Source organism: Streptomyces sp. NPDC022910 (assembly GCF_055561075.1).
Genome location: NZ_JBVHHL010000012.1, coordinates 104,954 through 131,769 on the forward strand (window position 1 = coordinate 104,954; position 26,816 = coordinate 131,769).

At 71.9% G+C, this 26,816-nt stretch carries 24 protein-coding genes and 1 pseudogene; 8 read left to right on the forward strand and 17 right to left on the reverse strand.

Features of this window, described 5'->3' with window-relative positions; genetic code table 11:
• Positions 1 to 7: 7 nt before the first annotated feature.
• The 5 genes from ACZ3TS_RS14690 to ACZ3TS_RS14710 all read right to left on the reverse strand — a co-directional run bounded on the left by ACZ3TS_RS14690 (position 8) and on the right by ACZ3TS_RS14710 (position 4,786).
• The gene (locus tag ACZ3TS_RS14690) at positions 8 to 1,237 is read right to left on the reverse strand and encodes a serine hydrolase domain-containing protein (protein ID WP_467617518.1); all 1,230 of its coding nucleotides are present in this window, start codon (positions 1,235 to 1,237) and stop codon (positions 8 to 10) included.
• Positions 1,238 to 1,394: 157 nt separating this feature from the next.
• Positions 1,395 to 2,696, reverse strand: coding sequence for a CAP domain-containing protein (locus ACZ3TS_RS14695; RefSeq protein WP_467617520.1), 1,302 nt, complete (start codon positions 2,694 to 2,696; stop codon positions 1,395 to 1,397).
• A 60-nt stretch (positions 2,697 to 2,756) separates the two neighbouring features.
• On the reverse strand, positions 2,757 to 3,062 hold the full coding sequence (locus ACZ3TS_RS14700; protein ID WP_467617523.1) for a YkvA family protein: 306 nt from the start codon (positions 3,060 to 3,062) through the stop codon (positions 2,757 to 2,759).
• Positions 3,063 to 3,186: 124 nt separating this feature from the next.
• On the reverse strand, positions 3,187 to 3,573 hold the full coding sequence (locus tag ACZ3TS_RS14705; protein WP_467617525.1) for a hypothetical protein: 387 nt from the start codon (positions 3,571 to 3,573) through the stop codon (positions 3,187 to 3,189).
• Positions 3,574 to 3,865: 292 nt separating this feature from the next.
• Complete coding sequence (locus tag ACZ3TS_RS14710; protein ID WP_467617527.1) at positions 3,866 to 4,786, reverse strand: MurR/RpiR family transcriptional regulator; 921 nt, start codon at positions 4,784 to 4,786, stop codon at positions 3,866 to 3,868.
• Positions 4,787 to 4,971: 185 nt separating this feature from the next.
• Here ACZ3TS_RS14710 and ACZ3TS_RS14715 point away from each other — a divergent pair, with 185 nt between their 5' ends.
• From ACZ3TS_RS14715 to ACZ3TS_RS14725, 3 genes are all read left to right on the forward strand, one after another.
• The gene (locus ACZ3TS_RS14715) at positions 4,972 to 5,361 is read left to right on the forward strand and encodes a hypothetical protein (protein ID WP_467617530.1); all 390 of its coding nucleotides are present in this window, start codon (positions 4,972 to 4,974) and stop codon (positions 5,359 to 5,361) included.
• Positions 5,362 to 5,639: 278 nt separating this feature from the next.
• The gene (locus ACZ3TS_RS14720) at positions 5,640 to 6,650 is read left to right on the forward strand and encodes an alpha/beta hydrolase (RefSeq protein ID WP_467617533.1); all 1,011 of its coding nucleotides are present in this window, start codon (positions 5,640 to 5,642) and stop codon (positions 6,648 to 6,650) included.
• Positions 6,651 to 6,780: 130 nt separating this feature from the next.
• Positions 6,781 to 7,872, forward strand: coding sequence for a helix-turn-helix domain-containing protein (locus ACZ3TS_RS14725; RefSeq protein WP_467617535.1), 1,092 nt, complete (start codon positions 6,781 to 6,783; stop codon positions 7,870 to 7,872).
• Between the two features lie 31 nt (positions 7,873 to 7,903).
• Here the strand turns inward: ACZ3TS_RS14725 and ACZ3TS_RS14730 are convergent, their stop codons facing one another.
• Positions 7,904 to 8,740: an ATP-grasp domain-containing protein gene (locus tag ACZ3TS_RS14730; protein WP_467617537.1), complete on the reverse strand. Its 837-nt coding sequence runs from the start codon at positions 8,738 to 8,740 to the stop codon at positions 7,904 to 7,906.
• A gap of 142 nt (positions 8,741 to 8,882) precedes the next feature.
• Between ACZ3TS_RS14730 and ACZ3TS_RS14735 the strand changes: the two genes are divergently transcribed.
• A complete protein-coding gene (locus tag ACZ3TS_RS14735; protein WP_467617539.1) occupies positions 8,883 to 9,866 on the forward strand; it encodes an aldo/keto reductase in 984 nt (327 codons plus the stop codon).
• Between the two features lie 48 nt (positions 9,867 to 9,914).
• Here the strand turns inward: ACZ3TS_RS14735 and ACZ3TS_RS14740 are convergent, their stop codons facing one another.
• Positions 9,915 to 10,202 (reverse strand): hypothetical protein, encoded by a 288-nt coding sequence (locus ACZ3TS_RS14740; protein WP_467617542.1) that lies wholly within the window; start codon positions 10,200 to 10,202, stop codon positions 9,915 to 9,917.
• 329 nt (positions 10,203 to 10,531) lie between these two features.
• Here ACZ3TS_RS14740 and tgmA point away from each other — a divergent pair, with 329 nt between their 5' ends.
• Positions 10,532 to 10,723, forward strand: coding sequence for a putative ATP-grasp-modified RiPP (gene tgmA, locus ACZ3TS_RS14745; protein WP_467617544.1), 192 nt, complete (start codon positions 10,532 to 10,534; stop codon positions 10,721 to 10,723).
• Between the two features lie 51 nt (positions 10,724 to 10,774).
• A pseudogene (locus ACZ3TS_RS14750) lies at positions 10,775 to 10,903 on the forward strand (ATP-grasp ribosomal peptide maturase); the annotation flags it as partial.
• Positions 10,904 to 11,020: 117 nt separating this feature from the next.
• Here ACZ3TS_RS14750 and ACZ3TS_RS14755 read toward each other — a convergent pair.
• The 3 genes from ACZ3TS_RS14755 to ACZ3TS_RS14765 all read right to left on the reverse strand — a co-directional run bounded on the left by ACZ3TS_RS14755 (position 11,021) and on the right by ACZ3TS_RS14765 (position 15,075).
• Positions 11,021 to 12,637, reverse strand: coding sequence for a serine/threonine protein kinase (locus ACZ3TS_RS14755; RefSeq protein WP_467617547.1), 1,617 nt, complete (start codon positions 12,635 to 12,637; stop codon positions 11,021 to 11,023).
• A gap of 173 nt (positions 12,638 to 12,810) precedes the next feature.
• The gene (locus ACZ3TS_RS14760; protein WP_467617550.1) at positions 12,811 to 14,049 is read right to left on the reverse strand and encodes a 4-hydroxybenzoate 3-monooxygenase; all 1,239 of its coding nucleotides are present in this window, start codon (positions 14,047 to 14,049) and stop codon (positions 12,811 to 12,813) included.
• A 54-nt stretch (positions 14,050 to 14,103) separates the two neighbouring features.
• Entirely contained in the window at positions 14,104 to 15,075 is a 972-nt protein-coding gene (locus tag ACZ3TS_RS14765; RefSeq protein ID WP_467617553.1) for an LLM class F420-dependent oxidoreductase, read from the reverse strand.
• Between the two features lie 152 nt (positions 15,076 to 15,227).
• Between ACZ3TS_RS14765 and ACZ3TS_RS14770 the strand changes: the two genes are divergently transcribed.
• Positions 15,228 to 16,691, forward strand: coding sequence for a serine hydrolase domain-containing protein (locus ACZ3TS_RS14770; RefSeq protein ID WP_467617556.1), 1,464 nt, complete (start codon positions 15,228 to 15,230; stop codon positions 16,689 to 16,691).
• On the opposite strand, the gene ACZ3TS_RS14775 is transcribed toward ACZ3TS_RS14770, so the two are convergent.
• The 4 genes from ACZ3TS_RS14775 to ACZ3TS_RS14790 all read right to left on the reverse strand — a co-directional run bounded on the left by ACZ3TS_RS14775 (position 16,657) and on the right by ACZ3TS_RS14790 (position 20,682).
• Positions 16,657 to 16,965, reverse strand: coding sequence for a PP2C family protein-serine/threonine phosphatase (locus ACZ3TS_RS14775; RefSeq protein ID WP_467617559.1), 309 nt, complete (start codon positions 16,963 to 16,965; stop codon positions 16,657 to 16,659). The two genes, ACZ3TS_RS14770 and ACZ3TS_RS14775, sit on opposite strands and share 35 nt — an antisense overlap.
• 168 nt (positions 16,966 to 17,133) lie before the next feature.
• Positions 17,134 to 17,484 carry a UBP-type zinc finger domain-containing protein gene (locus ACZ3TS_RS14780; RefSeq protein ID WP_467617562.1) on the reverse strand — a complete coding sequence of 117 codons (351 nt, stop codon included), beginning with the start codon at positions 17,482 to 17,484 and terminating at the stop codon, positions 17,134 to 17,136.
• Complete coding sequence (locus ACZ3TS_RS14785) at positions 17,481 to 18,980, reverse strand: ATP-binding protein (RefSeq protein WP_467617565.1); 1,500 nt, start codon at positions 18,978 to 18,980, stop codon at positions 17,481 to 17,483. Before ACZ3TS_RS14785 ends, ACZ3TS_RS14780 begins: the two co-directional genes overlap by 4 nt.
• A gap of 22 nt (positions 18,981 to 19,002) precedes the next feature.
• The gene (locus ACZ3TS_RS14790; protein ID WP_467617569.1) at positions 19,003 to 20,682 is read right to left on the reverse strand and encodes an NAD(P)/FAD-dependent oxidoreductase; all 1,680 of its coding nucleotides are present in this window, start codon (positions 20,680 to 20,682) and stop codon (positions 19,003 to 19,005) included.
• A 131-nt stretch (positions 20,683 to 20,813) separates the two neighbouring features.
• Between ACZ3TS_RS14790 and ACZ3TS_RS14795 the strand changes: the two genes are divergently transcribed.
• Positions 20,814 to 21,683 carry a universal stress protein gene (locus tag ACZ3TS_RS14795; RefSeq protein WP_467617572.1) on the forward strand — a complete coding sequence of 290 codons (870 nt, stop codon included), beginning with the start codon at positions 20,814 to 20,816 and terminating at the stop codon, positions 21,681 to 21,683.
• A 265-nt stretch (positions 21,684 to 21,948) separates the two neighbouring features.
• Here ACZ3TS_RS14795 and ACZ3TS_RS14800 read toward each other — a convergent pair whose 3' ends face one another.
• The 3 genes from ACZ3TS_RS14800 to ACZ3TS_RS14810 form a co-directional block, all read right to left on the reverse strand.
• Positions 21,949 to 22,725: a dienelactone hydrolase family protein gene (locus tag ACZ3TS_RS14800; RefSeq protein WP_467617576.1), complete on the reverse strand. Its 777-nt coding sequence runs from the start codon at positions 22,723 to 22,725 to the stop codon at positions 21,949 to 21,951.
• A 145-nt stretch (positions 22,726 to 22,870) separates the two neighbouring features.
• A complete protein-coding gene (locus ACZ3TS_RS14805) occupies positions 22,871 to 24,130 on the reverse strand; it encodes a DUF4032 domain-containing protein (protein WP_467617579.1) in 1,260 nt (419 codons plus the stop codon).
• 169 nt (positions 24,131 to 24,299) lie between these two features.
• Positions 24,300 to 26,807 (reverse strand): SpoIIE family protein phosphatase, encoded by a 2,508-nt coding sequence (locus tag ACZ3TS_RS14810; protein ID WP_467617581.1) that lies wholly within the window; start codon positions 26,805 to 26,807, stop codon positions 24,300 to 24,302.
• Between the last annotated feature and the right edge of the window lie 9 nt (positions 26,808 to 26,816).

Sequence of the window (26,816 nt, forward strand, 5' to 3'; positions counted from 1 at the left end):
CGGACGATCAGTCGCGGGTGATGGCCGGTGCGATGTCCTCGCGGCTTTCGGCAAAACCCGCGCCGCGGTTCGCGGCCTTGGTGGTCCGCGTGCCGCAGAAGGTGGCTTCGAGCGTACGGTTCAAGGTGTTCAGCACCGCCGCGTTGTTGGAGGTGTTCGCCAGCGCCGTCACGCTGCGCCTGCCGTCCTGCGAGGTGAACGAGTAGGTGTAGTACCCCTGCACGGTGCCCGTGTGCCCCACCACCGAGACACCGCACGACAGGTCACGTCGGCGCAGTCCGAGCCCGTATCCCTGGGTGCTGTTGACCTGCGTCCACTGTTCCATCTGCACCAACCGGGGCGCCGAGACGAGCTTTCCGCTCGCCAGCGCCGAGAAGAACGTGTCCAGATCGCGTGTGCTGGAGATCATCGCTCCCGCGCTCTGCGCCCAGGAGACCGTCTGCTCGGTCGAGTCCACCAGTGCCGCACCGGCCTGGTCCGGGGTGAGATAGCCGTTGGCGTGCTGCCCTGGAATGGCGGTGTTCGGGTGCACGTAGACGGTGTCGTTCAGCCCCAGCGGCTTGGTGATCCTTTCCGTGTACTCCGTCTGCACGGAGTGCCCCGTCAGCTTCTCGATGAGCATGCCCGCGACGACGAAGTTGGTGTTCGAGTACGAGTACGCGGCCCCCGGCGCGTTGGTGAGCGGCTTCTTGAGCGACAGGTTCAGCAGCTGCTGGTAGGTGAACACCTTGTTGCGTACCGCTTCGAAGCCCGGCACGGTGCGCGCGAACATGTCGTTCGTGTAGTCGTACAGACCGCTGCGATGGCTCATGAGGTGCCGCACCGTGATCCGGCCGTCGGGCAGGAGCCCGGGCAGGTACGAGTTCACCGACGCGTCGAGGTCCAGCTTGGCCTCGTCGACGAGTTGCAGCAGCACGACCGCGGAGAAGCTCTTGGTGACGCTGCCGATCCGGAACCGGTCCTCAGTGCTGATGGCCCGTCGGGTGGAGGTGTCGGCGACGCCCTCGGCCGCCGTGTACACGGTGCCGTCGTCGTCGATCCGCGCCATCGCACCGGGAGCGCCCTGCGCCAGCACCGTGCGCAGCACGCCGTCCAGTCCGGCCACGTCGGGCGGGGGCAGTTCCGCGGCCGCGACCCTCGTGGTGGCGTCGGCGCCGGCGGCGTGTGCGGGAACCGCCAGGAGGGACAACAGGACCGCGCCGAGCGCCGTTCCCCTGCCCACCGTTGCTGAGACCATCGGCTGTTCTCTCCCACTCTCCTTGTCCCGGCGCCGGGGGCCCGGCACCGGCCGCGCCACGGATGGGGGCGACGGCATCATCTGTACGCGCCGTGGGTGCCGACGGGTCGCATCGACGCGGGACAAGTCGCCGAGGAGGGTGAGCGGATCGACGGTGTCAGCCGCCGAACAGCTGCGTCCAGTACGTTCCCGCCCGGCCGCCGCCCGCGAAACCGACGCCCATATGGGTGAAGGCGGGCTTGAGGATGTTGGCGCGGTGGCCTGGACTGTCCATCCAGCCGCGGACGACCTCGGCCGGGGAGCGCTGGCCGCAGGCTATGTTCTCGCCCACCGTGCGATGGCCGGAACCCGCGGCGGCGGCACGGTCCCAGGGCTCGCGGCCGTCGGGGGAGGTGTGCGCGTAGAACGCGCGGGCCACCATGTCGGCGCTGTGCGCCTGGGCCGCGGCCGTGAGCCTGGGATCGGCGGCGAGCGGCCGCAGACCGGCCGTGGCCCGCTCGGCGTTGGTCAGCGCGATCACCTCGTCGGCCGTCCGTGCCAGGCCGGCGGCGGTGAACGGCCGGGCCCAGAGCGCCGTCCAGTACAGATCGCCCGAGCGCGGCCCGCGGAGGCAGGCCACACCGGCCTGGGTGAACGCGGGCTCGCACAGGGTGCGGCGCGACCGCTCGTCGGAAAGGCAGTACTCCACGAACTCGGCAGGCGTGCGCGGACCGGAGACGAGGTGCTCGCCGACGGTCAGATAGGCGTAGCCGCTCGCGGTGATCCGCTGGTGCACGGAGACGCCGTCCGCGCTCTCGGCGGCGAGGGCGCCGCGGGCGGCCATCCCGGCGGCGTGCGCGTGCGCCGCCGCGGCGAGTCGCGCGTCGAGTGAGACGGGAGGCGAACCGGTCCTCGCCCGCGCCGTGTTGACGAGGGCCAGGAAACCGTCGGGCGGGGGCGCGAGCGTCGACTGGGGTACGAAGGCAGAAGCCGGAGCCGGGTCCTGCGCCACCTCCACCCCGAAGTCACGGGCCACGCCCGCCAGTCCGTCCGCGTACCCCTGCCCCAGTGCCCGCAGCTTCCAGCCCATGCCCCTTCGGTAGAGCTCGGCGAGCAGCAGTACGGTCTCCCGTTGCGGGCGCGGCGGGGTGAAGCGGGCGACGGCGTGGCCACCCGGGCCGGTGACGTACAGCGTGGGCGGGGGCAGGACGCCCAGGTCCACGGACGGGTCGGCGGGGCTGGCGACGACGGTGACGCGTTCGGCATCGGCCCTCAACCCGGGCGGATGGACGGTCAGTTCCTCGCGGAGCAGTCGGACGCCGGGTGCGGACGGCTGGTTGTAGAACACGAAGTCCGCGTCGCCGCGCACCTTCCCGTCGGCGTCGGTGACCAGCGCGGAGACGTCGAACGGCCCCGGCACCCTGAGCGTCAGGGTGCCGTCCGGCAGGGGCAGATTGCCCCCGGGAACCAGCTCGCTCATCGTGCCGTCCGCCCGTCCGTACCGCTGCCAGGACGCACGCGGCCACGGAACGGCCGCCCGTCAGTCGGACAACGCGCCGCCGCCACGCCCGGGTTCCCGTACCGGAACGGCGGCGCGCATCGACCTCAGGGCGAGCAGCAGCACGCCGATGTCGTCCAGATACACGGGGTCCGGCAGCAGATCGGCAGGCAGCACCAGATACAGGACCGCGCCCCAGAAGACCCAGCGCGGACCGGTCGGCAGTCCGGCACGGCGCAGGTCCCGGCGGGTGCGCACCAGCCGTAGCAGCACGGCGAGCGCCACGCCGAGCACGGCTGCCGCGAGGACCGCGACGACCGCGATCGCGGTCCAGATGGTGGAGTCCATGCGCAGCTCCGGGCATCCGTAGGAGTCGTCCTCTCCTACGGATGCCCGGCTTCGCGGTGGACAGTGCCCGCGGAGGGCCGAATGCCCCACACGGTCGCGGAACCAGTGGTGGTGCGCCCCGCCGTCAGTGGCCGGCGCGCACGGTGCTGCTCTCCACCAGGGCCTGGCTGACCGCCCGCACGCTGCGCGCGATGTGCTGGAGCTGCAGCAGCTCGGCGGCGTACATCTTGATCGTGTGCTCGATGACCGACTCGGGCAGACCGAGTCCGGGCAGCTCCGCGCGGGCCGTCTGAAGCGCGGTGCGGGCCACGCGCACCTCGTGCTGCACCTGGATCTGTGCGTGCCGGGCGAGCAGGACCGGATGGCGGATCAGGGCCGGGTAGCTCGCGTAGCGAGCGGGTACGAGTTCGCGCAGCCATTTGGCCGCCGACCGCTCCCAGTCGTAGCTGCCGGGGGTTTTGACCTGGCACGGCCAGTCCGAGCTGATCGGCGAGTACGTCGTCAAGGCCATGGTCTTCGCTTCCGGGTCACGTCGGCTCAGGTGGTGCGGCAACTGGGGGCGGCTCCGGTCTAGGGGAGGGCCGGAGCCGCCGCCATGGACGCCCGCGCAGCGGGGCCCGGCCGGACACCCGAAGCCCGTGGGTAGGAGCGGACGGCCTCGGTGGTCCGTACGGCGCGACCCGGGGGCCGGGTGCGATCCGCAAGAAGTATTTATATATACCGCCGGATACGCAAGAACATGAAAAAATTCATCCCTGATTTGTGGCGAATGACCCCGCCTTGTTGCCCGGGCGGCCTGTGTGTCAGTCCTTCACGAAGAACTGGTGCTCGTCTGCGATCTGCTCGTAATCCTCGAGGCGGACCTGCGTCCGCTCCGGGTCGGCGTCGGTCATGGCCTGCAGCAGCGCCGCGGCCATCAGACCGGGGGCGGCGTACGAGTCGAACACCAGGCGCGAGCCGGTGCCCGTGGCGAAGACGACGTCGGCCTCGTCGGCGAGCGGCCCCAGCCCCAGATCCGTGATCAGGGCGACCTGGAGCCCTGCACTGCGCGCCACCCGCACCGCCGTCAGGCTTTCCTGGGCGTGCCGGGGCATCCCGAACGCCAGCACCCAGGTGCCGCCCGCCTCCCGGGACTGGAGCAGCGCCTCGTAGGCGACGCTGCCGCCGCGCGTCACCAGCCGCACGTCGGGGTGAATGCGCCGGGCCCCGTATGCGAAGTACTCGGCGAGCGACCCGGAGATCCGCAGGCCCATCACCGTCAGCGGCGTCGACTCCGACAGCGCGCGGCCGACGCGGATCACCTCGTCCGGGTCGGCGAAGTCCCGGCGCAGGTTCTCCAGGTTCTCGATCTCGGCGTCCACGGCCGCCTGCAGCTCGTTGCTGCGGGGCTCCGCCGGCGCGCCCGGGCTGCCCAGCGTGCCGAGGGCGATGGCCTGGAGCTTCTCCCGCAGCGCCGGGTAACCGCTGAAGCCGACGGCGGCGGCGAAGCGGGTCACCGAGGGCTGGCTGACCCCCACCCGCTCGGCCAGATCCGTGATCGACAGGAACGCGGCCTCGGTGATGTGCTCGATCAGGTACTGGGCGATGCGGCGATGCCCAGGGGACAGCCGCGGGCCGTCGAACAACTCTCTGAGCTGGGACGTCGGTGCGGCATCCGCCTCCGGGGCCGTCTTGCCCGCAGTGATCGCAGATGCCTGCGCGCGTGCCTGCTGCGGCGATGACACCGGACCTCCTCCTCTGTGTCCCGAGAACCTTCAACATAGCTCACGGACAGCGCTGACCAGGGGCCTTACCGCCCACATCGCGGACGGCGCCCCGACAGGCGGGCCCGTCGCTTCGGCCGTACCGTCGTGCATGGGGGAATCGGGGGTGGGGTACCCGCGTCGGTCACCGAAGGAGAGGAGCGGCCGTGAACTCGCCCGTAGCGCACGCACCACAGGTCGAGGTGGTGGTCAGCGACTGCTCGGCCTCGGACGCCGGGAGCCTGTTCGCCGAACTGTGCCGGCACTTCGGCTCGGACCGATGCGTCCAGGATGTGCCGCACGAGACCGAGGGGTCCCGGCCCACGATGTGGACCGGGACGTTCGACACGTCGGCCGCCCCGGGCACGGCCGAGCGGGCGGCACCGACGTCGCCGCTGTCGGGTCCGGTGAAGGCCGAACTGCAGGGCGAGCCCCGGGCGGTGGAGCAACTGCGCCGCGCCCTGGACGAGACGTTCGTCGTCCACCAGTTGGGCGTGGTCGCCGGAGACCAGGAGGTCGACGTCGAGTTGCGGCTGGAGAGCCGGGGACGGGCCTGAGCCGCGAATTGAGCCCGGCTGGCCCGTCGGGGCTGGGGCCTCGTCGGCGCCGTAGCCGTCGTTGTCTCGAGGAAGAAGGCTGCTTCCTGTGGCGGCGCGTGCACAGGCGTGCCGAGGGAGGAGGGCTGCCGGGGTGCCGACTGGAGGGCCGTCGGGTTCCGAGCCGCCCCGCCGTTCGGCGGGGGATCCCCGCCGAACGGCGCGTACCGGGACGACGGACCCGTGGGCACCATGAACGCACTGGCCACACGGGCGTGGCCACGACGCGAGGAGCAGCCATGACCGCCGAGCCCACCTCCCCGGCAACCGCAGACGACGGGCCGGTCCTTCCGCCGCCGCCCTTCGATCCGGAGCTGGCGGCCGCTCTGGAACTGATCGCCGACCAGCTGTCACCGGGCTTCCCGCCCGAGGCGATCCCCGAGGTCCGCGCGGGCATGATCCTCCCGCCGCCCTCGGACGACGACCTGCGCCGCGGCGGCGCCTTCGAGATCGAGGAACGGGCGGTGCCCGGACCGGCGGGCGCGCCGGACGTCTCCCTGCTCATCTGCCGGCCGACGGGTGCGAGCGGCCCGCTGCCGGCCCTGTACCACACGCACGGCGGCGGGATGATCCTCGGCGACAACCGCATGGGCGTCGACGAGATGCTCGACCTGGCCGAGGAGCTGGGTCTTGTCGTGGTGTCCGTGGAATACCGGCTGGCCCCGGAACACCCGCACCCCGCCCCGGTCGAGGACTGCTACGCCGGCCTCGTGTGGACGGCCGAGAACGCCAAGGAAATCGGCATCGACCCCGAGCGGATCGTGGTCGCGGGCGGCAGCGCGGGCGGCGGCCTCACCGCAGCGCTCGCCCTGCTCGCGAGGGACCGAGGCGGCCCGGCCCTGTTCGGCCAGCTGCTGCTGTGCCCCATGCTCGATGACCGCAACGATTCGTACTCCACCCGCCAGATGGCGGGGCGTGGCGTGTGGGACCGCACCGCGAACGAAACCGGGTGGGGCGCGCTGCTGGGCGAAGCCCGCGGCGGCCCGGATGTCTCGCCGTACGCCGCCCCGGCCCGTGCCACCGATCTGGCCGGCCTGCCGCCCGCCTTCATCGACGTCGGCTCCGCGGAGACCTTCCGGGACGAGGACGTTGCCTACGCCACCCGGATCTGGCAGGCGGGCGGGCGCGCCGAACTCCACGTGTGGCCCGGCGGATTCCACGGATTCGACGGCTTCGCCCCGCAGGCTCTTGTCTCCCAGGAGGCCCGGGCCGCCCGGGCGCGCTGGCTGCGGCGGCTGCTGGGCGCCTGATCCGGGGTCCGGCACCCTCCCCGGCGGGCGAGCAGCCCGTCGTGCCGGGTAGGGGGCCGGCTCTGCGGCGACTCCCGACTCCCGCACCCGGCCCTTGGCACAACGCGCGCACGGCCGCAGGATGGTGCCCGTGAAAGAGCTGGCAGGACGGCTCGCGGCGCTCGATCCCGACGCGGGAGCCGCGCTGCGGGTCATCGCGTACTTCGACCGCCTGACGGAGGACCGCGCGGGCCTCGAGGCGCTGGTGCGCGGTGCCGCGGTCCTGTCCGGCAGCCCCGCCCGGCTGGTCGACGAACGGCGTGGCGTCCGCGTCCGCGTCGAACCGGACGGACGCCGCCACGACGCGGCAGGCCCGCCCGACCCGGCGTGGCCCTCGGCGCCCCTCGCGCCCGGTGCGTCCGTCCGTGCTCCGCGGGCCGTGCCGCCCTCCCCGGCGGGCCCCGACCGCACCGGCCCGCACCGGGACGAGGCCGGTCTGTGGCTCGAACACCCAGGCCCGCCCGACGGCGTCCACGCCATGATCCTGGAGCGCGCCGTGACGGCCGTACGCGTGGTCCTGGACCGCACCCGCGGCCGGGCACCCGCCACCGGACCGGCCGACGACCCGGCGCTCGTCGAGACGGTGCTGGACGCGTCCGCACCGCCGCCCGTGCGGGTGCGCGCGGCGGCCCGCCTCGGATTCCACGCGGGGCAACGGGTACGGGCGGTGGCGCTGTACGGCGGCGGCGCTCGGGTCGAGTCCGCCGAGGGGGCGCAGGTGGGGGCGCCGGAGGGGCCGCGGGCGGGGATAGGTCCCGCCGTGGAGCCCGTACGACTGCCGGTGTCGTGGGCGGCCGCCCGCACCGCGCTCCGGTTCACCGCCGAGGGGACCCCGCAGGACCCGGGGCCGCGCACGGTCCACGCCGACGCGTTGGGCGCTCTGGCCCTGCTCGCCGACGCGGTCGGGCCGGACACACCCGCGATCCCGGATCTGCTCGCGGTGGAGCGTGCCGTCGCCGAGAACCCGTGGGCGGCCGCGACCCTGCACGCCGTGGCGTCCTCCCCCAGCCTGCGGTCCGCGGCGACGGAGCTGACGGTGCATCACTCCACGCTGCAGGAGCGCCTGACGCAGCTGGAACACGTGCTCGGCTGGGACGTGCACTCCCCGCACGGGCGCCTGCGCCTCCACCTGGCCCTCGCCGTACGGAAGCTGCGACGGACCGCACCGCCCGCCACCGGCTGACCGCCTCGGTGCGACCGCCGGGCCGAGGACGTCAGACGCGGGGCTCCGCCTCCAGATACCGGTGGAGCGAGGCCGTCATCGCGGCGACGAAGGCGTCGCCGGTCCGGCCGGGGACGAGGTCGAGGGACAGATAGGGGTTGAGGTCCTCCAGCTCGACCAGCAGGAGGACCCCGTCCCGGGTGCGGCAGGCGTCCACGCGCTGGATACCGTGCTCGAGGGTGTTCCAGTCGATGAAGCGCCGGGCGAAGGTGAGGTCTGCGTCCGTGGGCGCGTATGGTTCGAGGACCCAGCGCCGCCCGGGGTCGGGGGCGTGGAGGGCGTACTGGAAGACGTCGTCGACGTAGTAGAACGACACCTCGTAGCGGAAGTCGATGCGCGGCTGGACCAGGATGTCGCCCCAGGCCAGGTCCTTCAGCCGGTCTCCGGGCACGAAGTCCAGACCGATGGAGTCCGCTCCCGCCTTGGGTTTGACCGCGTACAGATCGGTCTCGGGCAGCCGGTCCAGGTCCTCCGGCCGGTCGGCGGTGGGAATGACCGGATGCCCGGCTGCCGTCAGGTCGAGCAGATACTGCTTGCCCGCCATGTCGGCCCGGCCGGTCAGCGGGTTGTACACACGGCTGCCGCGCGCCACGGCCCGGGCACGGAAGGTGTCGTACGCCTCCTGGTAGTGCAGCACGGGTCCGCTGTTGCGCACCACGACGGCGTCGAAGCCGTCCAGCAGCGCCCCGGCGTCCAGCGGATGGCACAGGGCGATGTCGAAGTCCCCGCGCAGCCGGGAGGAGAGAGCGATGTCCTCGTCGCAGTAACGCCGCCCGCGGGCCTGGTAGGCCAGGTCGGTCACGTACAGAAGGCGGGGGCGGGCGGGCACGGCTGGCTGCTCCTCGGTCGGCGGCCATCAATCTAGTCGGTGTGTGCGGGCGTGCCGCACCCGGCCGGTGACGACTTCCCGGTGAGGCGCGCAGGACGGGGGCGTTCCGGCCACGCGCGGGTGCGGGTGACAGACTGGCCGCATGGAAGAGCGAGAATTCGGCAGGTCGGGGCAGCACGCGTCGGTCATCGGCCTGGGCACGTGGCAACTGGGTGCGGACTGGGGCGACGTCGACGACAAGGACGCCCATGAGGTACTGGAGGCGGCGGCCGAAGCTGGGGTGACCTTCTTCGACACCGCCGACGTGTACGGCGACGGGCGCAGCGAGCAGACCATCGCCGCCTTCCTGCTCGGCAGGCCCGATCTGCACGTGCTGGTGGCGACCAAGATGGGCCGGCGCCTCGACCAGATCCCGCAGAACTACGTCCTGGACAACTTCCGCGCCTGGAACGACCGCTCCCGGCGCAATCTCGGGGTCGATCGCATCGACCTGGTGCAGCTGCACTGCCCGCCGACGCCCGTCTATTCCTCCGACGAGGTGTACGACGCCCTCGACACCCTGGTCGAGGAGGGCCGTATCGCCGCGTACGGCGTGAGTGTGGAGACGTGCGACGAGGCGCTGACCGCGATCGCCCGCCCGAACGTGGCGAGCGTGCAGATCATCCTGAACCCGTTCCGCATGAAGCCGCTGCGGGAGGTCCTCCCGGCCGCTCGGGAGGCCGGCGTGGGCATCATCGCGCGTGTGCCGCTGGCCTCCGGTCTGCTGTCGGGCAAGTACACCAAGGACACGGTCTTCGCCGCGAACGACCACCGGTCCTTCAACCGGCACGGGGAAGCCTTCGACCAGGGCGAGACGTTCTCCGGCGTCGACTTCGCGACGGGCGTGGAGGCCGCGGCCGAGTTCGCCGGGCTCGCCCCGGAGGGCTTCACCCCGGCCCAGCTGGCGCTCGCCTGGGTCGTCCAGCAGCCCGGCGTGACCACCGTCATCCCCGGTGCCCGGTCGGCGGACCAGGCCCGCGCCAACGCGGCGGTCGCGAAGCTGCCTCCGCTCTCGCAGGACACGCTCGACGCGATCCGGGATCTGTACGACCGGCGGATCAAGGAGCAGGTCGAGGGCCGCTGGTAGGCGCACGCCGGAAGACCGGTCGGCGGGATGCCCCGACCGGTCGGACCGTCAGGCGGTCAGGGCGGAGCGTGCCGCGTGGGAGGCACCGCGCGCGGCGGCCCGTACCCGGTATGTGGTCTTGGCCCGGTCGACCACCGGGTCGCCGAGCACGATCCGCCCTGCCTCGTACAGCGCGTCGCACTCGTCGGTGGGCAGCGCCACGGGACGGCCGCCGGACTGCCAACAGCCCCACCGGTGCCGCCCGTTCGCATGGACCGTGAGGAAGACCGGCAGGTGCTGGTTCGTGATCAGGCGCAGCACTTCGGCAGCACGGGAACTGAGCCGAGGGCGCGTCATGGTCGGTCAGCCTTTCGGGGGCACGGACGGAGGGCATCCCGCCCGGGAGGCCGGATGATCTTTGCCCGGCATTGTTGCCGAGGGCACTGACATTGATGCTGATACTCGGGTTCCGGTGGTCGTGGCTCGGGCACTGACTGACGTCCTGCTGGGCTGTCCTGCCGCTGTTCAGTGCGCATCCGGCGTGCCGGGACGCCTCCCGATACCAGCCGGTTGTGTCCGGGCAATGTGATGACCTTCACCCTGATGTGGCGGAAAGTGATGAATTCCTTACGCGAGGAAGACGTAAAGGGTTGGGAAGAGCCACACCTAGAACGCGGAGGTTCCCCGTGCGACCGTTCACCCTCAACTACGCCCGTCCCAGAGGGCTCCCGGCCGTAGAGACGCCGTACCGCTTCGACTCCTCCCGGCAGTTGAACGTGCTCCCCGACGGCCGTCCCGCCGTGAGTTACCGGGACCTGCTTTTGGCGGTCGGCACGACGACGTCCACCGCCGGTTCCCAGACCCACTTCGACGACTGACGGCCCGTACCCGGATGACGGTCCTCATCCTCACGTCGGACCAGGACGTGAGTGGAGTGCAACCAGGGCGGGCAGTTCGGCTTCATCGAGCTGGAGACCGGCCAGCCGATAGCAGAGGCGGTCGCTCTGTGGCTCGCCCGGCGCACGTCGGACCGCCGGGTTCCCGAGAGCCGTTGGTGAGCGCCGGCATGGACCGGTGGCCTGAACCCGGCTGTCACCACTTCTGTGGTCCGGTCCGCACGGGGGCGCGGTCCGGACCGCAGAACTGTGGCCCCCGGGTGAGCCCCTGGTGCGCCGTCAGGTAGTCGTCGGGCGGAAGGTTCGCAGGAACACGTTCAACGCCCGCTGGTCGGTGGTGTTCCCGGCCTCGGCGGCGGGGGTCGCCCAGCGCAGGGAGAAGCCGCGGTTGCCGCCGATGAGGAAGCCGCGGCCGAAGGTGCGCACCCGGACGCCGTCCACCGTGGACAGCCACTCCATGTCGGCGCCCTGGTAACCCTGGTAGGTGACGGCCTTGATGTCGCCCACCCGCGAGTAGTCGCCGTACGTGCTCTGCAGGGACGGCTCCAGGTCCCGCCAGACCGCGACCGGGTCCGGACCGAGGCGCACGCTGTAGGTGACCGTCAGGGTGCGCGGGTCCCCGCTCGCGCCGAGCGTCACACGGTAGGTGCCTTCGGCGGCCTTCTCCGTATGGACGCGCTTCCAGCCCTGCGGCAGGTAGACGGAGAAGCCCTCGGGGGCCGCGTAGCGGTGGAAGCCCGCGTTCGGATCCCGGGTTGCGCTCGAGGACGCGGACGGGGACGGAGCCGTGGCCGAACTCGACGCGGTGGGGAGCGCCTTGCGGTCGATGCTGTCGCCGGTCGGGCCCGTCGACGTGGAGGGCGCGTCGGAGCGGGACGGCTCCGTGCCGGACGCGGACGCACGGCCCCCGTCCGGGTGGCCCGCCGCGACGAGGACGGCGACCGACGAGGCCGCGACCACCAGCCCCGCGCCCACCAGCACCGACCTGCGGACCGCCGGCCTTCCCCACGCCCGCCCGGCCCGGTGGGCGAACTGCCACGCGCCTCGGAAGCGCGGCATCACCGCCTGCTGAGTGGGCTCGTCGAGGTCTTCACTCACGATGCGCGTCAGCGAGGCGCGCACCACGGGCTCCGGCACCCGCTCCAGGGCGTCGCGGCGCAGCAGCCCGGTGACGGCAGGAGCGAGCGGGCCGGCGTTCAGCGGGGAGCGCAGCGGCAGCCGGTCCACCGCGCGCAGCGTCGCCTCCACCGGGCCTCGGTCCTTGAACGGCGGACGTCCCTCCACCATCGCGTACAGCAGCGCCCCCAGCGCCCACTGGTCCGCCGCCGGACCCGCGCTCGAGCCACGCGCCTGCTCGGGGGAGGCATACGAAGGCGCGGTGACCCGCTGGGCGACGGATGTGCCGATCAGCCCGAATCCCGTCACCACGACACCGCCTCCCTCCTGTACGAACACCTGCCCGGGGCTCAGGTCTCCGTGTGTCACCCCGCGGCGGTGGGCGGCCTCCAGTACATCGAGGATTCCGAGGCCGATTCGGGCCGCCCTCACGTAGTTGAGGGGGCCGCGGGCGAGGGCCACTCCGAGAGGGGTGCCTTCGATCCGTTCGGTCACGGTCCACAGGACACCGTTGTCGTCGACCACGTCGAGGACGGTGGCGACCCGGCCGGGGCAGAGCAACTCCAGGGTCTCCGACTCGCGCAGGATCCGGGCGACCGTGCGGCGCGGCGTGACCTCGGGCTGCAACGGCGCGAGCCGCGACTCGGTGAGCGACACCGGCCGCCCGAACTCCACGTCCTCGCCGAGCCAGACGGCCCGTCCCTCCTCCTCGTGGACGACCTCGAGCGCCCGGTACCGTCCGGCGATCAACTCCCGTGTGGAGGCCTGCCCGTGGTCCATCGTCATCCCTCGCTGCGCACCGGACTCTCCGGTTTCCCGGTTGTACGGCGGGCGTGACGGTGGGTGTTCAAAGAAAGGCGATTTCTACGGACGGGTTTTCCTCAATTCCCCTTCTGCCGCTCACACGTGCGAAAACACGGCCCACCCTCTACTCGCTAGTAGCTTACCGTCGGTTACTGTTTCCGTCGGTTACTGTTCCCGCCCGAGCCGATGTACGACTCCGCGAACGCGGCCGCCGCGACAGGGGAGTCCAACAGCCGCCGCAGCCGGGCGGTGGCGTTGCCCGCGCGGAACGGATCGCCCGAGGACGGTCCGTGCAGCAATTCGGCGAACCACTCCGAGAACTCCTGGTACTCCCACACGCGCCGCAGGCACGCCGCCGAGTAGTCGCGCAGGCCATCGGCGTCTCCCGTGCGGTAGTACGCCACGAGCGCGTGCGCGAGCAGCAGCGCGTCGTACAGGGCGAGGTTCATGCCCTTCGCCGCGATCGGCGCCACGAGGTGGGCCGCGTCGCCAGCCAGGAACAGCCTCCCGTACGCCATCGGCTGCACCACGTAGTTGTGCATGTCCAGTACGCGCTTCTCGATCAGGCGCCCCTCGGTCAGCGGCGGAGCACCTGCCACGGACAGCCGTTCGCGCAGCTCGGACCAGACCCGTTCGTGCGGCCAGTTCTCCGGGTCGTCGCCGGGCGGGCACTGGAGGTAGTAGCGCGTGACCTGCGGGCCGCGGGCCATGTGGGCCGCGAAACCGCGTGGATGGACCCCGAAGACGACGCAGTCCGACGACGGCGGCGCCTCCGCGAGCAGCGCGAGCCAGCCCACGCCGTAGTCGAGCCGGGCGACGTGGGCGCGCCCCGGCGGCAGCGAGGCCCGCGTCACACCGCGTGCGCCGTCACAGCCGGCGATCACGTCACAGGCGATCCGTCGGCGTTCGCCCGAGCCGGGATCGGTGTACGACACCGACGGTTCCTCGGTGTCGACGTCGTGCAGTTCCACCTCGCGTACGCCGAACCGGATGTCGCCGTCCCTGACATCCGCGTACTCCCGTACCAGATCCGTGACGAGCAGGGGCTGCGGATAGACGAAGTGGTGGTGTCCGGACACCTCTGTGTAGGAGAACCGATGCCGTTCGCCGCCGATGCGGAACTCGCACTCGCTGTGCGTCTGCGCCCGCTCCAGCAGCCGCCCGGCCAGCCCGTGCCGCTCCAGCGCCCGCACGGCCCATTCCTCGATGAATCCCGCTCGGGGCCGCTGTTCGATGAACTCCCGGCTCTCGGCCTCCAGGACGACGCAGTCCACGGAGGCGTCGCGCAGGACGTTGGCGAGGGTCAGCCCGGCGGGGCCCGCGCCGACGATCACGACGCGGATGCGCTGCTGGGACCGGAGAAAGGATGTGGGGGAGGAGGCGACCATTCGATCATTATGGCGGCGTACGGTCAACACCCCGCCGCCGCGTCCCCGTTGCGGTCAGCGCAGGGACTCCCGCAGCGCCGGCAGCAGCTCCTTCGCCGACCACTCCGTGAACGCGGTCTGCGTGTCGCCACCCACCTGCACCAGCGCTACCTCCGTGAAACCCGCCTCGGCGTAGGGCCGTACGGCCTCGACGAAGTCGGCCGGGTCGTCGCCGCACGGGATCGAGGAGGCCACGTCCTCGGACCTGACGTACTGCGTGGCCGACTCGAACGAATCGGGGTGCGGCAGCTCGGAGTTGACCTTCCAGCCGCCGCCGAACCAGCGAAACTGCTCGTATGCGCGGCGCACGGCGGCGTCCCGGTCCCTGTCGTAACAGACCGGCAACTGGCCCACGCGTGGCTTGCCCTGGCCGCCGTGCCGGTCGAAGGCGGTGAGAAGCTCCCGCTTCGGCTCCACGGCGATGACGAGGTCGGCCAGGTGGCCGGCCAGGGCGCATGACCGCTCACCGGAGACGGCGATACCGATCGGCGGCGGCTCGTCCGGCAGGTCCCACAGCCGTGCCGAGTCCACGCTGAAGTACGTGCCCCGGTGGCTGACGTGACCTCCGCCGAACAGGTCGCGGATGATACCGACGGCCTCTTCCAGCATCTCGTGCCGCACCTCGACGGACGGCCAGCCCTCGCCCACCACATGCTCGTTGAGGTTCTCGCCTGAGCCCAGCCCCAGCCGGAACCTGCCCTGCGACAGTAGCTGCACCGTCGCGGCCTTCTGGGCGACCACCGCCGGGTGGTAGCGGACCGTCGGGCAGGTCACATACGTCATCAGGGGGATGCGCGAGGTGGCCTGCGCGGCGGCACCCAGCACACTCCACGCGTACGGCGAGTGCCCCTGGGTCCGAAGCCAAGGGAAGTAGTGGTCCGAGGTCACCGAGAAGTCGAACCCTGCCTCCTCGGCCCGCACCACATGGTCGACGAGCTCACGCGGGCCCGTCTGTTCGGTCATCATCGTGTATCCGATTTGCACCATAAAGCGCGGGTTCCCGGTCGGGGGACACGGAAACTGGGCTTCGGGATCCGGCGGTCGTGCCGTGGACACGCCCCGAGCCGCAGCGGAAGGATGGCCGATACAGCGAACCGCAGTCCTGATCACCCGCCCGCAAGAGTCCAGGAGCCCGCCGGATGAGCACCCGCCCGTTGCCCGTCAGCACACCCGCCGAGCAAGGGATGGACGCCCGGGGGATCCAGGCGTTCCTCGACGCGGTCGAGTCGGCGCCGGACATCGAGCCGCACAGCCTCATGATCCTGCGGCACGGCCGTCTGGTCGCCTCCGGCTGGTGGGGGCCGTACTCCGCCGAGCGCCCCCACCTGCTGTACTCGCTCAGCAAGAGCTTCACCTCGACGGCCGCCGGAGCGGCCGTCGCCGACGGACTGCTCGACCTCGACGCGCCCGTGATCTCGTACTTCCCGGAGTTCGAGGCGGACATCACCGACCCGCGCAGCCGCGCCATGCTCGTCCGGCACGTCGCGTCCATGGCGAGCGGGCACCTCGCCGAGACGAACGCCGAGGCGTTCGCGCTCGACCGCGCCGAGCCCGTGCGCGGCTTCCTGCTGATCCCGCCGGACCGCGATCCCGGGACGGTCTTCGCGTACAACCAGCCCACGACCTACACGCTGGCCGCGCTGGTGCAGCGGCTGTCCGGCCAGTCCCTGACCGAGTACCTGCGCCCGAGGATCCTCGACCCGCTCGGCATCGGCGAGGTCGGCTGGATCCAGCATCCACGCGGCCGTGACCTCGGTTTCAGCGGCCTGCATGCCACCACGGACGCGGTCGCCCGCCTCGGCCTGCTGTACCTCCAGGACGGCGTGTGGGAGGGCAACCGTCTGTTGCCGTCCTCCTGGGTGGCGGAGGCGACCCGCCCGCACATCTCCAACGCCGACGGGACGGCCGAGGGCGCCGCGTCGGACTGGCAGCAGGGCTACGGCTTCCAGTTCTGGATGTCGCGCCACGGATACCGGGGCGACGGGGCGTACGGCCAGTTCTGCGTCGTCCTTCCCGAGCACGACGCCGTGATCGCGACCACCGCGGCCACCGAGCAGATGCAGAAACTGCTCGACGCGATGTGGCGCCATCTGCTGCCCGCCTTCGGTCCCGGTCCGCTCGCCGGCCGCACCGACGAGGACAAGGCGCTGCAGCACCGCCTCGAGCGCCTCGCCCTGCCGCCGGTCGCAGCGCGCCCCCGACCGACGGCGTCCGGTCCTTGGCCGGGGGCCCGCTTCACGCCCTGGGGCGGCCGCTCAGCGGACCAGCCGACCCTGACGGAGGTCGAGGTCGCCGCGGCGGACGGCGCTTGGACGGTGACTCTCGTGGAGGGCGAGGAGCGTCTCGCACTGCGCCTTCCGGGCTCCGGCTGGTCCGTGGACGAAAGCCCGGTCCCCACGGCGGCGAGCGGGGGTTGGACCGACTCCGGCGCCCTGCGCGTCGATGTCGTCTTCCTGGAGACACCGCACCGTCTGACGGTGACCTGCACCCTCGACGACGGCACCTTCACGGCCCGCTGGCACACCACACCCCTGCACGGCGGTCCGCTGCGCCGCCAGCGGGCGCCGCTCACGTCCCGGGAGGCCTCGGCTCCACACGGATGACGGCGGCGGTGACGTTGTCCCGCCCGCCCGCGTCCAGGGCGTGACCGACCAGCGTGCGCGCATCGGCCCGCGCGACCGGCGGGCGGTGTCCGAGCACGGCCCGCAGCCGGGCGGCGTCCGGCAGGTACCGCCACAGGCCGTCCGTGCACAGCAGCAGACGGCCGGGCACGAGGGGCCGGCAGCTGCGGACGTGCGCGGTCACCGGCCCGACGTCGGCGCCCGGCCAAGCGGTGAGGGCGTCGTGTCCGCCGGTCTCCTCCTCGGTCAGCGCCATACCCGGCCCCTCGTCGGACAGCCAGTAGGCCCGGCTGTCACCGCCCCGGCTGCCGGTGCCGCTTGCGGAGGTCGGCCGCGTCCCCTCAGGGGCCCGGGGAACTGCGCCACAAACCACACGGTCCGCACCGTGGCGACCGCTTGATCCCCCCGACTGTCAACGGCTCACCTAGCGGAGCGTCTCCGCCCAGTTCGCCGGCACCCGCCCCGCCGGTCCCGGCACAGGCTGGTCCTCGGGATGGCAGGCCGGGGGAGTGAGTTCGGGCCCGGACTCGTACAGTTCGGACGTGGTGTAGTCCCAGAACCAGTGTTCGCTCGGCTCGAAACTGCGGATCACTGGATGCCCGGTGGCCTGGAAGTGAGCCGTGGCGTGCTTGGCGGGCGAGTCGTCGCAGCAGCCGATGTGCCCGCACTGCGCACACCGCCGCAGATGGAACCACCAGCCGCCTGCCTCGTCGCACTCCACACAGCCGGTGCCGCTCGGTGGGACGCTGGGGTCGATTGAGTTCTCTGTGGTCATGACGTCTCCGGTGAGGCCTGGGAAACCGGCTGCGCCGTGGCCTCCGGCTCGATGACATCGGACTCGGCAGAGGTCAGGGGCAGCCGTACCTGGAAGCGCGTGTCGCCCGGCACGGACTGGACATCCAGGCTGCCGTGATGCTTGTTGACGACGATGCGCCAGGAGATGTCCAGGCCGAGCCCGGTGCCCTGGCCGACCGGCTTGGTGGTGAAGAAGGGGTCGAAGATGCGGTTGCGGATCTCCGGCGGCACCCCCGGGCCCGTGTCGCGGAACTCGACGAGCACCTGGTCGCGGTCGAGCGCGGTCCGTACGGTCAACGTGCCCTCGCCGCCCACGTCGTTGATGGCCGAGACGGCGTTGTCGATGAGGTTCGTCCACACCTGGTTCAGCTCGCCGGGATAGGCGGGAATGCTCGGCAGCGTGCGGTCGTACTCCTTGACGAGCGTGATCCGGTCGCCGATCTTCCCGGAGAGCATCAGCAGCGTGCTGTCGAGGAGTTCGTGCACATCGGCGTTCTGGTAAGGCGCCCGGTCCAGCTGGGAGTACTGTCTGGCCGCGTTGACGAGGGTGGAGACCCGGGTCGTGGAGTCCTCGATCTCGTTCATGAGCAGCTCGGTCTCGACCGTGTAGTTGAGCCAGCGGATCGCGCTCTCGAGGGTCCGCTCGTCGACGGCCGCCGCGACCTGGTCGAGCCAGTCGGTGTCGAGGCCGGCCTGGACGAAGGTCGGCGCGAGCTGCCAGCCGCCCTGGATGTCGCGGTCGTCGAGCCAGTCGCCGATCGCGTCCTCGCGGTCGGAGGCCTCCAGAGGGCTGAGCGGCGTCGCCTTGGCGACCTGTTCGGCCGTCCGTTCCTGGATGTCGACCAACGTCAGCAGCGTCTCCGGCTCGTACCGCCGGGCGGCGATCATGCCCAGCTTGTGCCGCATCCCGGCGACCCGCTCGCGCAGCGCCGCCGTCGCACTCACGGCCGCGGCGGCCGGGTTGTTGAGCTCGTGGGTCAGACCCGCGGACAGGGACCCCAGCGCCAGCAGCCGCTCCCGCTGGTTGATGACCTGCTGCGTGTTCCTGGAGCCGAAGAACAGCCCCTCCAGCAGATGCACCGCCATCGGGAACCAGTCCCGCATGATCGAGGCGAAGGTGTCGGCGGGCAGGACGAAGAACCGCGACGGTTCGGTGACCCGCAGGGACCCGGCGTACTGCGCGGATCGGGCTCGTTCGCCGAGATAGGCCTGAAAGGCGCCCGCGTACACCCCGCGCTGCGACGTCCGCGAGATCTCCACGTCGTCGGCGCCGACCCGGCGCAACAGCACCACGGTGCCCTCCAGGAGGACGAAGAAGCAGGTGGCAGGCTCGCCCTCGGTGTACACCGTGCCGGGCTCGAACTGCTCCACCCGCCCCTCCCGGCACAGCCGCGCCAGCTGGTCGTCGTTCAGCTTTTCGAACAGGAAGAGCGTCTTCAGCTCCGCCTGGTCGCACGTCATCGGCCGGCCGCTCACGACCGCTCCCCGTGCTGTGGGTTCATGACTGCTCCAGATACCGGTGGACGAGCATCACGGCCATGGCTCCCTCGCCCACCGCGGAAGCGACCCGCTTGGCGGACTCGGCGCGCGCGTCGCCCGCCACGAACACACCGGGCACATTGGTCTCCAAGTGGTACGGGGGCCGCTCCAGCTCCCAGTCACGCGGCGGCTGTCCGTCGCAGGTCATGTCGGGACCGGTCAGGATGAACCCGTTCGCGTCCCGCAGGACGGTCCCCTCCAGCCAGTCCGTGAGCGGGGCAGCCCCGATGAACACGAACAGCCACTGCGCGTCGACGAGTTCGGTGTGCCCGCTCATCACGTCGCGCAGTGTCAGTTGCTCCAGGTGGTCGCTGCCGTGCGCCGCCTCCACCACGGTGCCGGTGCGCACCGTGATGTTCGGCGCCTCGGAGATCTGCTGGATCAGGTAGTAGGACATCGACGCCGACAGCGACTCGCCCCGTATGAGCAGGGTGACCGACTTGGAGTTCCGGGACAGGTACATCGCCGCCTGGCCCGCGGAGTTGGCGCCGCCGACGATGTACACGTCCTGCCCCGAGCATGCGGGCGCCTCCGTCAGCGCCGAGCCGTAGAAGACCCCGCACCCCGTCAGCTCCGAAAGACCGGGCGCATTCAGTTGCCGGTACGACACACCGGTCGCCAGAATCACGCTGTGCGCGGCGATCGCGGGCCCGTCCGAGAACCGCACGATGCGCGCCGCCCCGTTGACCTCCAGAGCGGAGACCTCGCGCGCGGTGAGGATCTCGGCGCCGAACTTCTTCGCCTGGCGGCGCGCCCGGTCGGTCAGCTGGGCGCCCGACACTCCGTCCGGGAAGCCGAGGTAGTTCTCGATCCGCGAACTCTGCCCCGCCTGTCCGCCGGTCGCGGACCGCTCCACGAGCAGGGTCCGCAGGCCCTCCGACGCCCCGTACACGGCGGACCCGAGCCCGGCGGGCCCACCGCCGATCACGATGAGGTCGTAGAAGTCCGCGGTCGGTGTCGTCGCAAGACCCACATGGGCCGCGAGTTCCGGGTCTTCCGGCTCGACCAGCGGCGTGCCGTCCGGGGTGACCACGAGCGGCAGCCGCACACCGTCCTGCCCGGCCGCGGCCAGCAGCCGCTGTCCCTCTGGCGTGTCCACCGAGTACCAGCGGTAGGGCACCTGGTTGCGAGCAAGGAATTCGCGCACCCGCGAGGACCCCGAGGACCAGCGGTGACCCACCACTTTGGTGGTGGCGACAGGCCGGTAGTCGGAGGCCCGCCAGGCGTCCAGCAGATCGTCCAGGACCGGGTAGAGCTTCTCCTCGGGCGGATCCCACGGCTTGAGGAGGTAGTGGTCGAGATCGATGACGTTGATCGCGTCGATGGCCGCGCCGGTGTCCGCGTACGCGGTCAGCAGCACCCGCCGCGCGCCCGGGTAGACGTCCAGGGCCTGTTCCAGGAAGTCGATGCCGTTCATCTCCGGCATCCGGTAGTCGGCCATGATCACGGCCACCAGGTCGCCGCGCAGCTTCAGCTCCCGCAGCGCCTCCAGGGCGCTCTCACCGGACTCGGCGCGCACGATCCGGTACGACTCGCCGTAGCGGCGGCGCAGATCGCGCGCCACGGCACGCGACACCCCCGGGTCGTCGTCCACGGTCAGGATGACGGTCCGTGCAGCTGCGCTGGCAGCCTGTGTCATAAAGTCTCTCACTCCGAACTCATCGGCGTCCCGCCCATCGTATGTTCGATCGTCCGGTTTCGCTCCGGAACCCGGAGAGCATCCGGATCGGTACCGTGGGACCGCCGGATCACGAACAGGGAGGCAGCCGTATGACCCGCCCCATCGCTGTGGGAGTGGACGGATCACCGGAGAGCGTCGCCGCGGCGGCCTGGGCGGCTCGCGAGGCGGTACGCCGGGGCCTGCCCCTGCGGATCGTGCACGCCTGGGAGTGGCAGCCCTACGAGATCGCCCCGGCCGCCGACCGTGACACCCAGGCGGGCTGGGCGAGGGAGACCGTGGAGGGGGTTCGGCGCACCGTCAGCGAACGGCACCCGGAGCTGACCGCGACCGCAGAGGCGCCGGAGGGGTCGCCGGTAGGGACGCTGGTCGCCGAGGCGGCCGCGGCCGAGCTGCTGGTACTGGGTTCGCGCGGGCACGGCGCGATCGTGGGCTTCCTGCTCGGGTCCGTGGGACAACAGGTGATCGCCGAGTCCACCCGGCCCGTGGTGCTGGTCCGCTCCGACGACCGGGCCGCGACGGAGGCGGCCGGCCGCGAGATCGTCGTCGGCCAGCACGGCGGGCCGGACGACAGCGCGCTCGCGCTCGGGTTCGCGTTCGCCACGGCCGCGGCGCGGTCAGCGGCCGTCCGGGTCGTGAGGGCCTGGAGCCTGCCGCCCGTCTTCGCCTACAGCCCCGGATCGCTGAAGCTGCTCGACGAGGCCGGCGGCCTGGAGCCCTATGAGAGGAAGGCGCTCGACGAGGCGTTGCGCCCCTGGCGGGAACGCTTCCCGGACGTGCCGGTGACCGAGCACGTGGAGATGGGCAGTGCAGGCCAGGTGCTGCTCTCCGCGGCCGGGCACGCCCAGCTCGTGGTGGTGGGCCGCCACGCCTCCCGGCCGGTGGGCCCGCGCATCGGCTCGGTGGCGCACGCCCTGGTGCATCACGCGCCCTGCCCGGTGGCGGTCGTACCGCCCGCCTGATCCCGGAGCGGACCCGGCGGCTCGGTCGCGCCGAAGCCGCGCCCGCCCCGGGCTTGGCACGCCCCCGGGCGACTGCGGACGTTTCCCGGCGCCCGTAACAGGCGCGACGGGCTGCCACCGGCTACTGACCGGGGCCCTGTCGTGACACGCCCGCCTGCCTCGCGACGCCATGCACGCACTCTCGGCTTCGCACGAGCGGCAGGCGCCCCCACGCCGCCGCGAGGCCCGCCCTCCGGGCGGACAACGGGAGTTCGGCGACCAAGATCTAGGAGGCGCTGTCCGCGCCCCGCAGGGTGCGGTCCAGGAGGGCCAGCAGCTCCCTCCAGTGGCGTTCCGTCGCCTCGGGGTGGTAGCTCGAGGTGTCCGCCTGGGTGAAGCCGTGGCGGGCTCCGGGATAGACCTCGCCCCGGTGGCGGACGCCCGCCTCCGTGAGCGCCTTGTCCAGCCGTTCGATCTGTTCGGACGGCAGCGAGGGGTCCTGGTCGGCGTGGCCGAAGTACGCCTCCGCCGTGATGCGGTCGGCCACCAGATGAGGGCTGTCGGGAGTGTCGGTCGCCAGACGTCCGCCGTGGAACCCGGCCACGGCGGCGACCCGATCCGGATGGGTACCGGCGGTGCGCAGGGCCAGCCGGGCGCCCATGCAGTAGCCGGTGACACCGACGGGCCCGTCCGCGGCCTCGGGGCGGTCGGCGAGCCAGCGCAGATAGGCCTCGGCGTCGCGCTCCGCCAGTTCGGGCGTCAGCGACTGGATGAGCGGCGAGATCTGCTGGAGGAGTTCCGGGCGCTCGGACGTGTCGATGAAGTCCGGTAGTTCGACGACGGGCGCCCGACCGTGACGGTAGAAGACATTGGGCACGAGAACGGTGTAGCCGTTCTCGGCGAGGCGGTCGGCCATCTTCTTCAGGTAAGGGCGCAGCCCGAAGGCGTCCATGTAGAGCAGAACCGCGGGGTGGGGGCTGTGGTCGTCCGGGTGGGCCAGGTAGGCATCGGCCGTGCCGTCCTGGGTGGGGATGTCCACGGACGTCCCACGGGTGGGGGTCATGTGCTGTTCTCCCTGCCTCTCGACATCCGGCCGGTGGCGGTCCGGCCGGGCCTTCGGCGCCATCATCGCAACGCCGCCCGGCCGCCGCGCGGGCGGGGACCATCATCGACGACGTACAGCTCCGGGTGCGGGCCCGCCGGAACGTTCACACCGACGGCGGCACGGGAACGTCCGCGTCCTTGGGATCGGCGAGCGTCTCGCGGACCTTGGGCAGGATGTTCGCGATGTAGTCCTCGACGGCGGTGTCCAGACCGATGTCGTGCTGGGCGCGCTCGGACAGGTACCAGCGGTGTTCGAGCAGTTCGTGGTAGAGCTCGGCGGGATCCATCGAGCCGCGCAGCTCGCGCGGTACGGCGCGCACGGTGGGCCGGAACACGTCGCGCACCCAGCGGTGGGCGAGGACCTCGGGCCGGGCGGCGAGGGGGTCGCCGGGCGCGTAGTCGTCCTGTGTGGCCATCCAGCTCTCCAGGTCGTTGAGCAGCCGCCGGGCCTGGTTCTCCTCGGTGTCGAGTCCGGTCAGCCTGAGCAACTGCCTTTGGTGGTGTCCCGCGTCGACGACCTTGGGGACGAAGGTGACCGTGTCGCCGTTCGCCGAATGCGCGATCTGCATCTCCTCGACGTCGAACCCTAGGTCGTTGAGACGGCGGATGCGGCGGTCGATGTAGTGGTACTTGCCCGCCGGGTACACGGACGTGCGGGTCAGCTCGTCCCACAGCCGGGTGTACCGCTCGCAGATCTCCGTGCCGAACGCGACGGGCTCCACGGACGGATGCAGCGCCCCCGACGCCTCCAGGTCGAGGAGTTCGCCGCTGATGTTGACGCGCGCGAGGTCGAGGTCGTAATCACGCTGTCCGGTGCTCAGCCGGGGATGCAGCTCCCCGGTCTCGGCGTCCACCAGATACGCGGCGTAGGCGCCCGCGTCCCGCCGGAACAAGGTGTTGGACAGCGAGCAGTCGCCCCAGGCGAACCCCGCGAGATGCAGGCGCACCAGGAGCACGGCCAGCGCGTCCATGAGCCGGTGCATGGTGGCGGGCCGCAGCGTCGTCTCGAACATCGACCGGTACGGCATCGAGCCGCCCAAGTGCCGGGTGATCAGCACCGGTTCCAGCGGCTCGCCGCCCCGGTCGGTGCGACCCGTGACCACGGCGAGCGGGTCCACCGCCGGGATGCCGAGCCGGTCGAGGTCCCGCAGCAGCTCGAACTCCCGTACCGCGGGCCGCTCGGCGAGCTCCTTGACCGCCACGACCTCCGTTCCGGCGCGCGCGTAGCGCACCACGTGCCGGGAGATACCGCGCGGCAGCGGCACGAGGTAGTGCTCCGGCCACTCCTCCAGGGGCAGTTGCCAGGGCAGGTCGAGCAGGAGAGCGGGATGCTCCGGATTGGTCGCGCTGATCTGCAGAGCCATCGATGGACAGTCCTCGCCTCACGGTCGGCCGTCGTGCCAAGGAGCATCACCGCACCCGTACGGCGTCCGCGTCAACAGGTCGCCCGGATCATGGACGGGCCACGGGCGGGGGGATGCTCCGTGGGCGGCCGCGGAAGAGGGCGTCGGCTCCCGCAGGGGCGCCGCCGCTTTACGCGTCGCCGTCGCCCGGAGGCTCGTGGCAGCGTGCCAGCAGGAGTGCGATGTCGTCCGGGCGGTCGGGGGTGCGCCGCGCCCGTTCCATGAGCCGGTCCGCGATGTCCCCCAGGCAGGGTCCGTCGCGGCGCTTCGTGCCTTCCACCGCGACGGAGAGCGCCCTGCGCACGACGTCGATGCCCTCGTCGATGTCGGCGCCCGGCCGCTCGACCAGCCCGTCGGTGTACAGCGCCAGTACGGCACCGGGTTCCAGTCGCAGATGCGTCACCGGGTAGCGGGCCTGTGGATCCACCCCGAGCACCAGCCCGCCCGGCAGGTCCAGGACCTCCGTGAGGCCGTCCGGGTGGCGCAGCAGGGGCTGCGGATGCCCGGCTCGTACGGCCCGCGCGTACCCGAGGAGCGGGTCCAGGCGGATGTAGCAGCAGCTCGCGAACTGGTCCGGATCGAGATCGATGAGCAGCCGGTTGGTTCCGCTCATCACCTGGTGCGGGGCGTGGTCGCGGAGCGCGAACGCCCGGACGGCACTGCGCAGTTGGCCCATCGTGGCCGCCGCCTGCACGCCATGCCCCTGTACGTCGCCGATGACCAGGGCCAGCCCCTCGCCGGCCTCGACGACGTCGTACCAGTCGCCGCCCACGTCCATGCCCTGCGTGCCGGGCAGATAGCAGCCGGCGGTCTCCACCAGCGGGTGGGCGGACAGGCGGTGCGGCAGCAGGGCCTCCTGCAGACCGCGGGCGAGGGCGGCCTCGGAGTCGTAGCGCCGGGCCCGTTCCAGGGCCTGGGCGATCAGACCGGCGAGTGCGGTGAGCACGGTTCGCTCTTCGGCGCTGAAGGTACGCGGGCGCTCGAAGCCCAGGATGCAGGAGCCGACCGGACGCCCGGAGGCGATCAGCGGGAGGAAGGCCCGTGACCCCTGCTGGGTGTCCAGCGGGATGCCCGGATAGGCGGCCTCCAGCTGCTGCATCGACTCGAAGAACAGGGGGCGACCGGTGGTGAGGGTCTCCACGCCCGGCAGTTCGGCATCGAGACCGACCCCTTCGAACTGGGAGAGGAACCTCGGCGGGAAGCCGGTCTCCCAGGCCAGGTACAGATGCCGCTCCTGCAGCAGGTAGATGGCCAGCCGACGCCCGCCGAACGCGGGCAACAGTTCACGCATCACCACCTCGGACACCTGGCGCGCGGTCACCGCCTCGGACAGCGCGATCGCGAGGACGATGGGCCGGTACACCGGGGCGGGCGCGTCGCACGTCCTCAGCGCCTCTACCGTCGTGGCCGCCGCATCGCCGAGCAAGGGTGCCTCCGCGGTGTGCCCGAGCGGCAACACCCGGCAGGTCAGGACATCAACGCCGGGATAGACCGAAAGGGTGAGCCAGTCGCCGTCGCACTCGTCCCCGGTCCCCGCCGTGGGGCGGCGGACCTGGAAGTGCACGGGCTCCTGCGCGATCAGCGCCGCCCGAAGATGGTCCTCGTAGGCGGGCCGGTCCAGCCACGGGACGGCTTCCCACAGGGGCCGGCCGGCCAGCTCCGCCTGCGGGCGGCCCAGCAGGTCCGCGGCCCGCGGGTTGACGTAGGTGATCAGGCCCAGCCGGTCGAACGCGAACACACCGTCCGGGAGGAGGTCCGTGGCCTCCTCCGCCGCCGGTCCGGGTCCCGGATCGACCACGAGCCCGCCGACCCGGTGCGTCCGCCCCGTCGATGCCTCGGTCCAGAACTCCAGCATCCGCCGGCAGCCGTTCGCGGCCCGCACCCGCAGCGGACGCATCGGCGGGGAGCCGGCGGCCGTCTCGCTCAGCGCGCACAGCACCAGGTACGCGTCGTCGGGGGAAATGGCCGCGGCGAGGGCCTCAGGTGACCGGGCGATGTCGTCCTTGGCGCCGCCGGTCAGCTCCCAGAAGGTGTCGTCGGCAGTGACCGTGGCGTCGGTGGGGTCCCAGACGAAGTGCCCGATGAAGCCCTGGTGCACTCCGGTGGCCGGGGGCCGCACACACAGCGGCTCGCGGTCCCAGATCACCGGAGCCCCGGCTGCCTCCAGGGCGCTCAAAGCTTCGCCCAGACGGTCCGCTATCGCCATCAGCCGGCCCCGGTCGGGCAGTGCCTCGGAGGTGTCCGCGGCCGAGGGTCGCAGCACGGTCAGGACGCCGTACGTCGTCGTATCGCCCACCACGGGCACGTACACCGAGCCGAAGCGGAACGGCAGTCCCGCCGCAAGCTGCGGGTAGCGCCGCATCGTCTCCGCGGCGTCGTTGAGCACCACCGGCGTGCCCAGCCGGTAGGTGTCCGCGACAGGGAACTGCCGGTCCATGTGCAGCCGCGACCACGGCCGGAACAATGGGCCCGGCAGTCCGGCGAGCACGGCCAGGCGCAGGACCGCGGGCGTGCTGCAGCGCAGGTACACGCCGCCCGCGAAGCCGCCGACGGCGCGGATCGCGTCCGCCACGGCGCCGGTCAGCACGGCGGTCGGCGTCCCGGATGCGCTCTCCGCGCGCTCGGCGCTCCCTTGCATCGGTCTGCC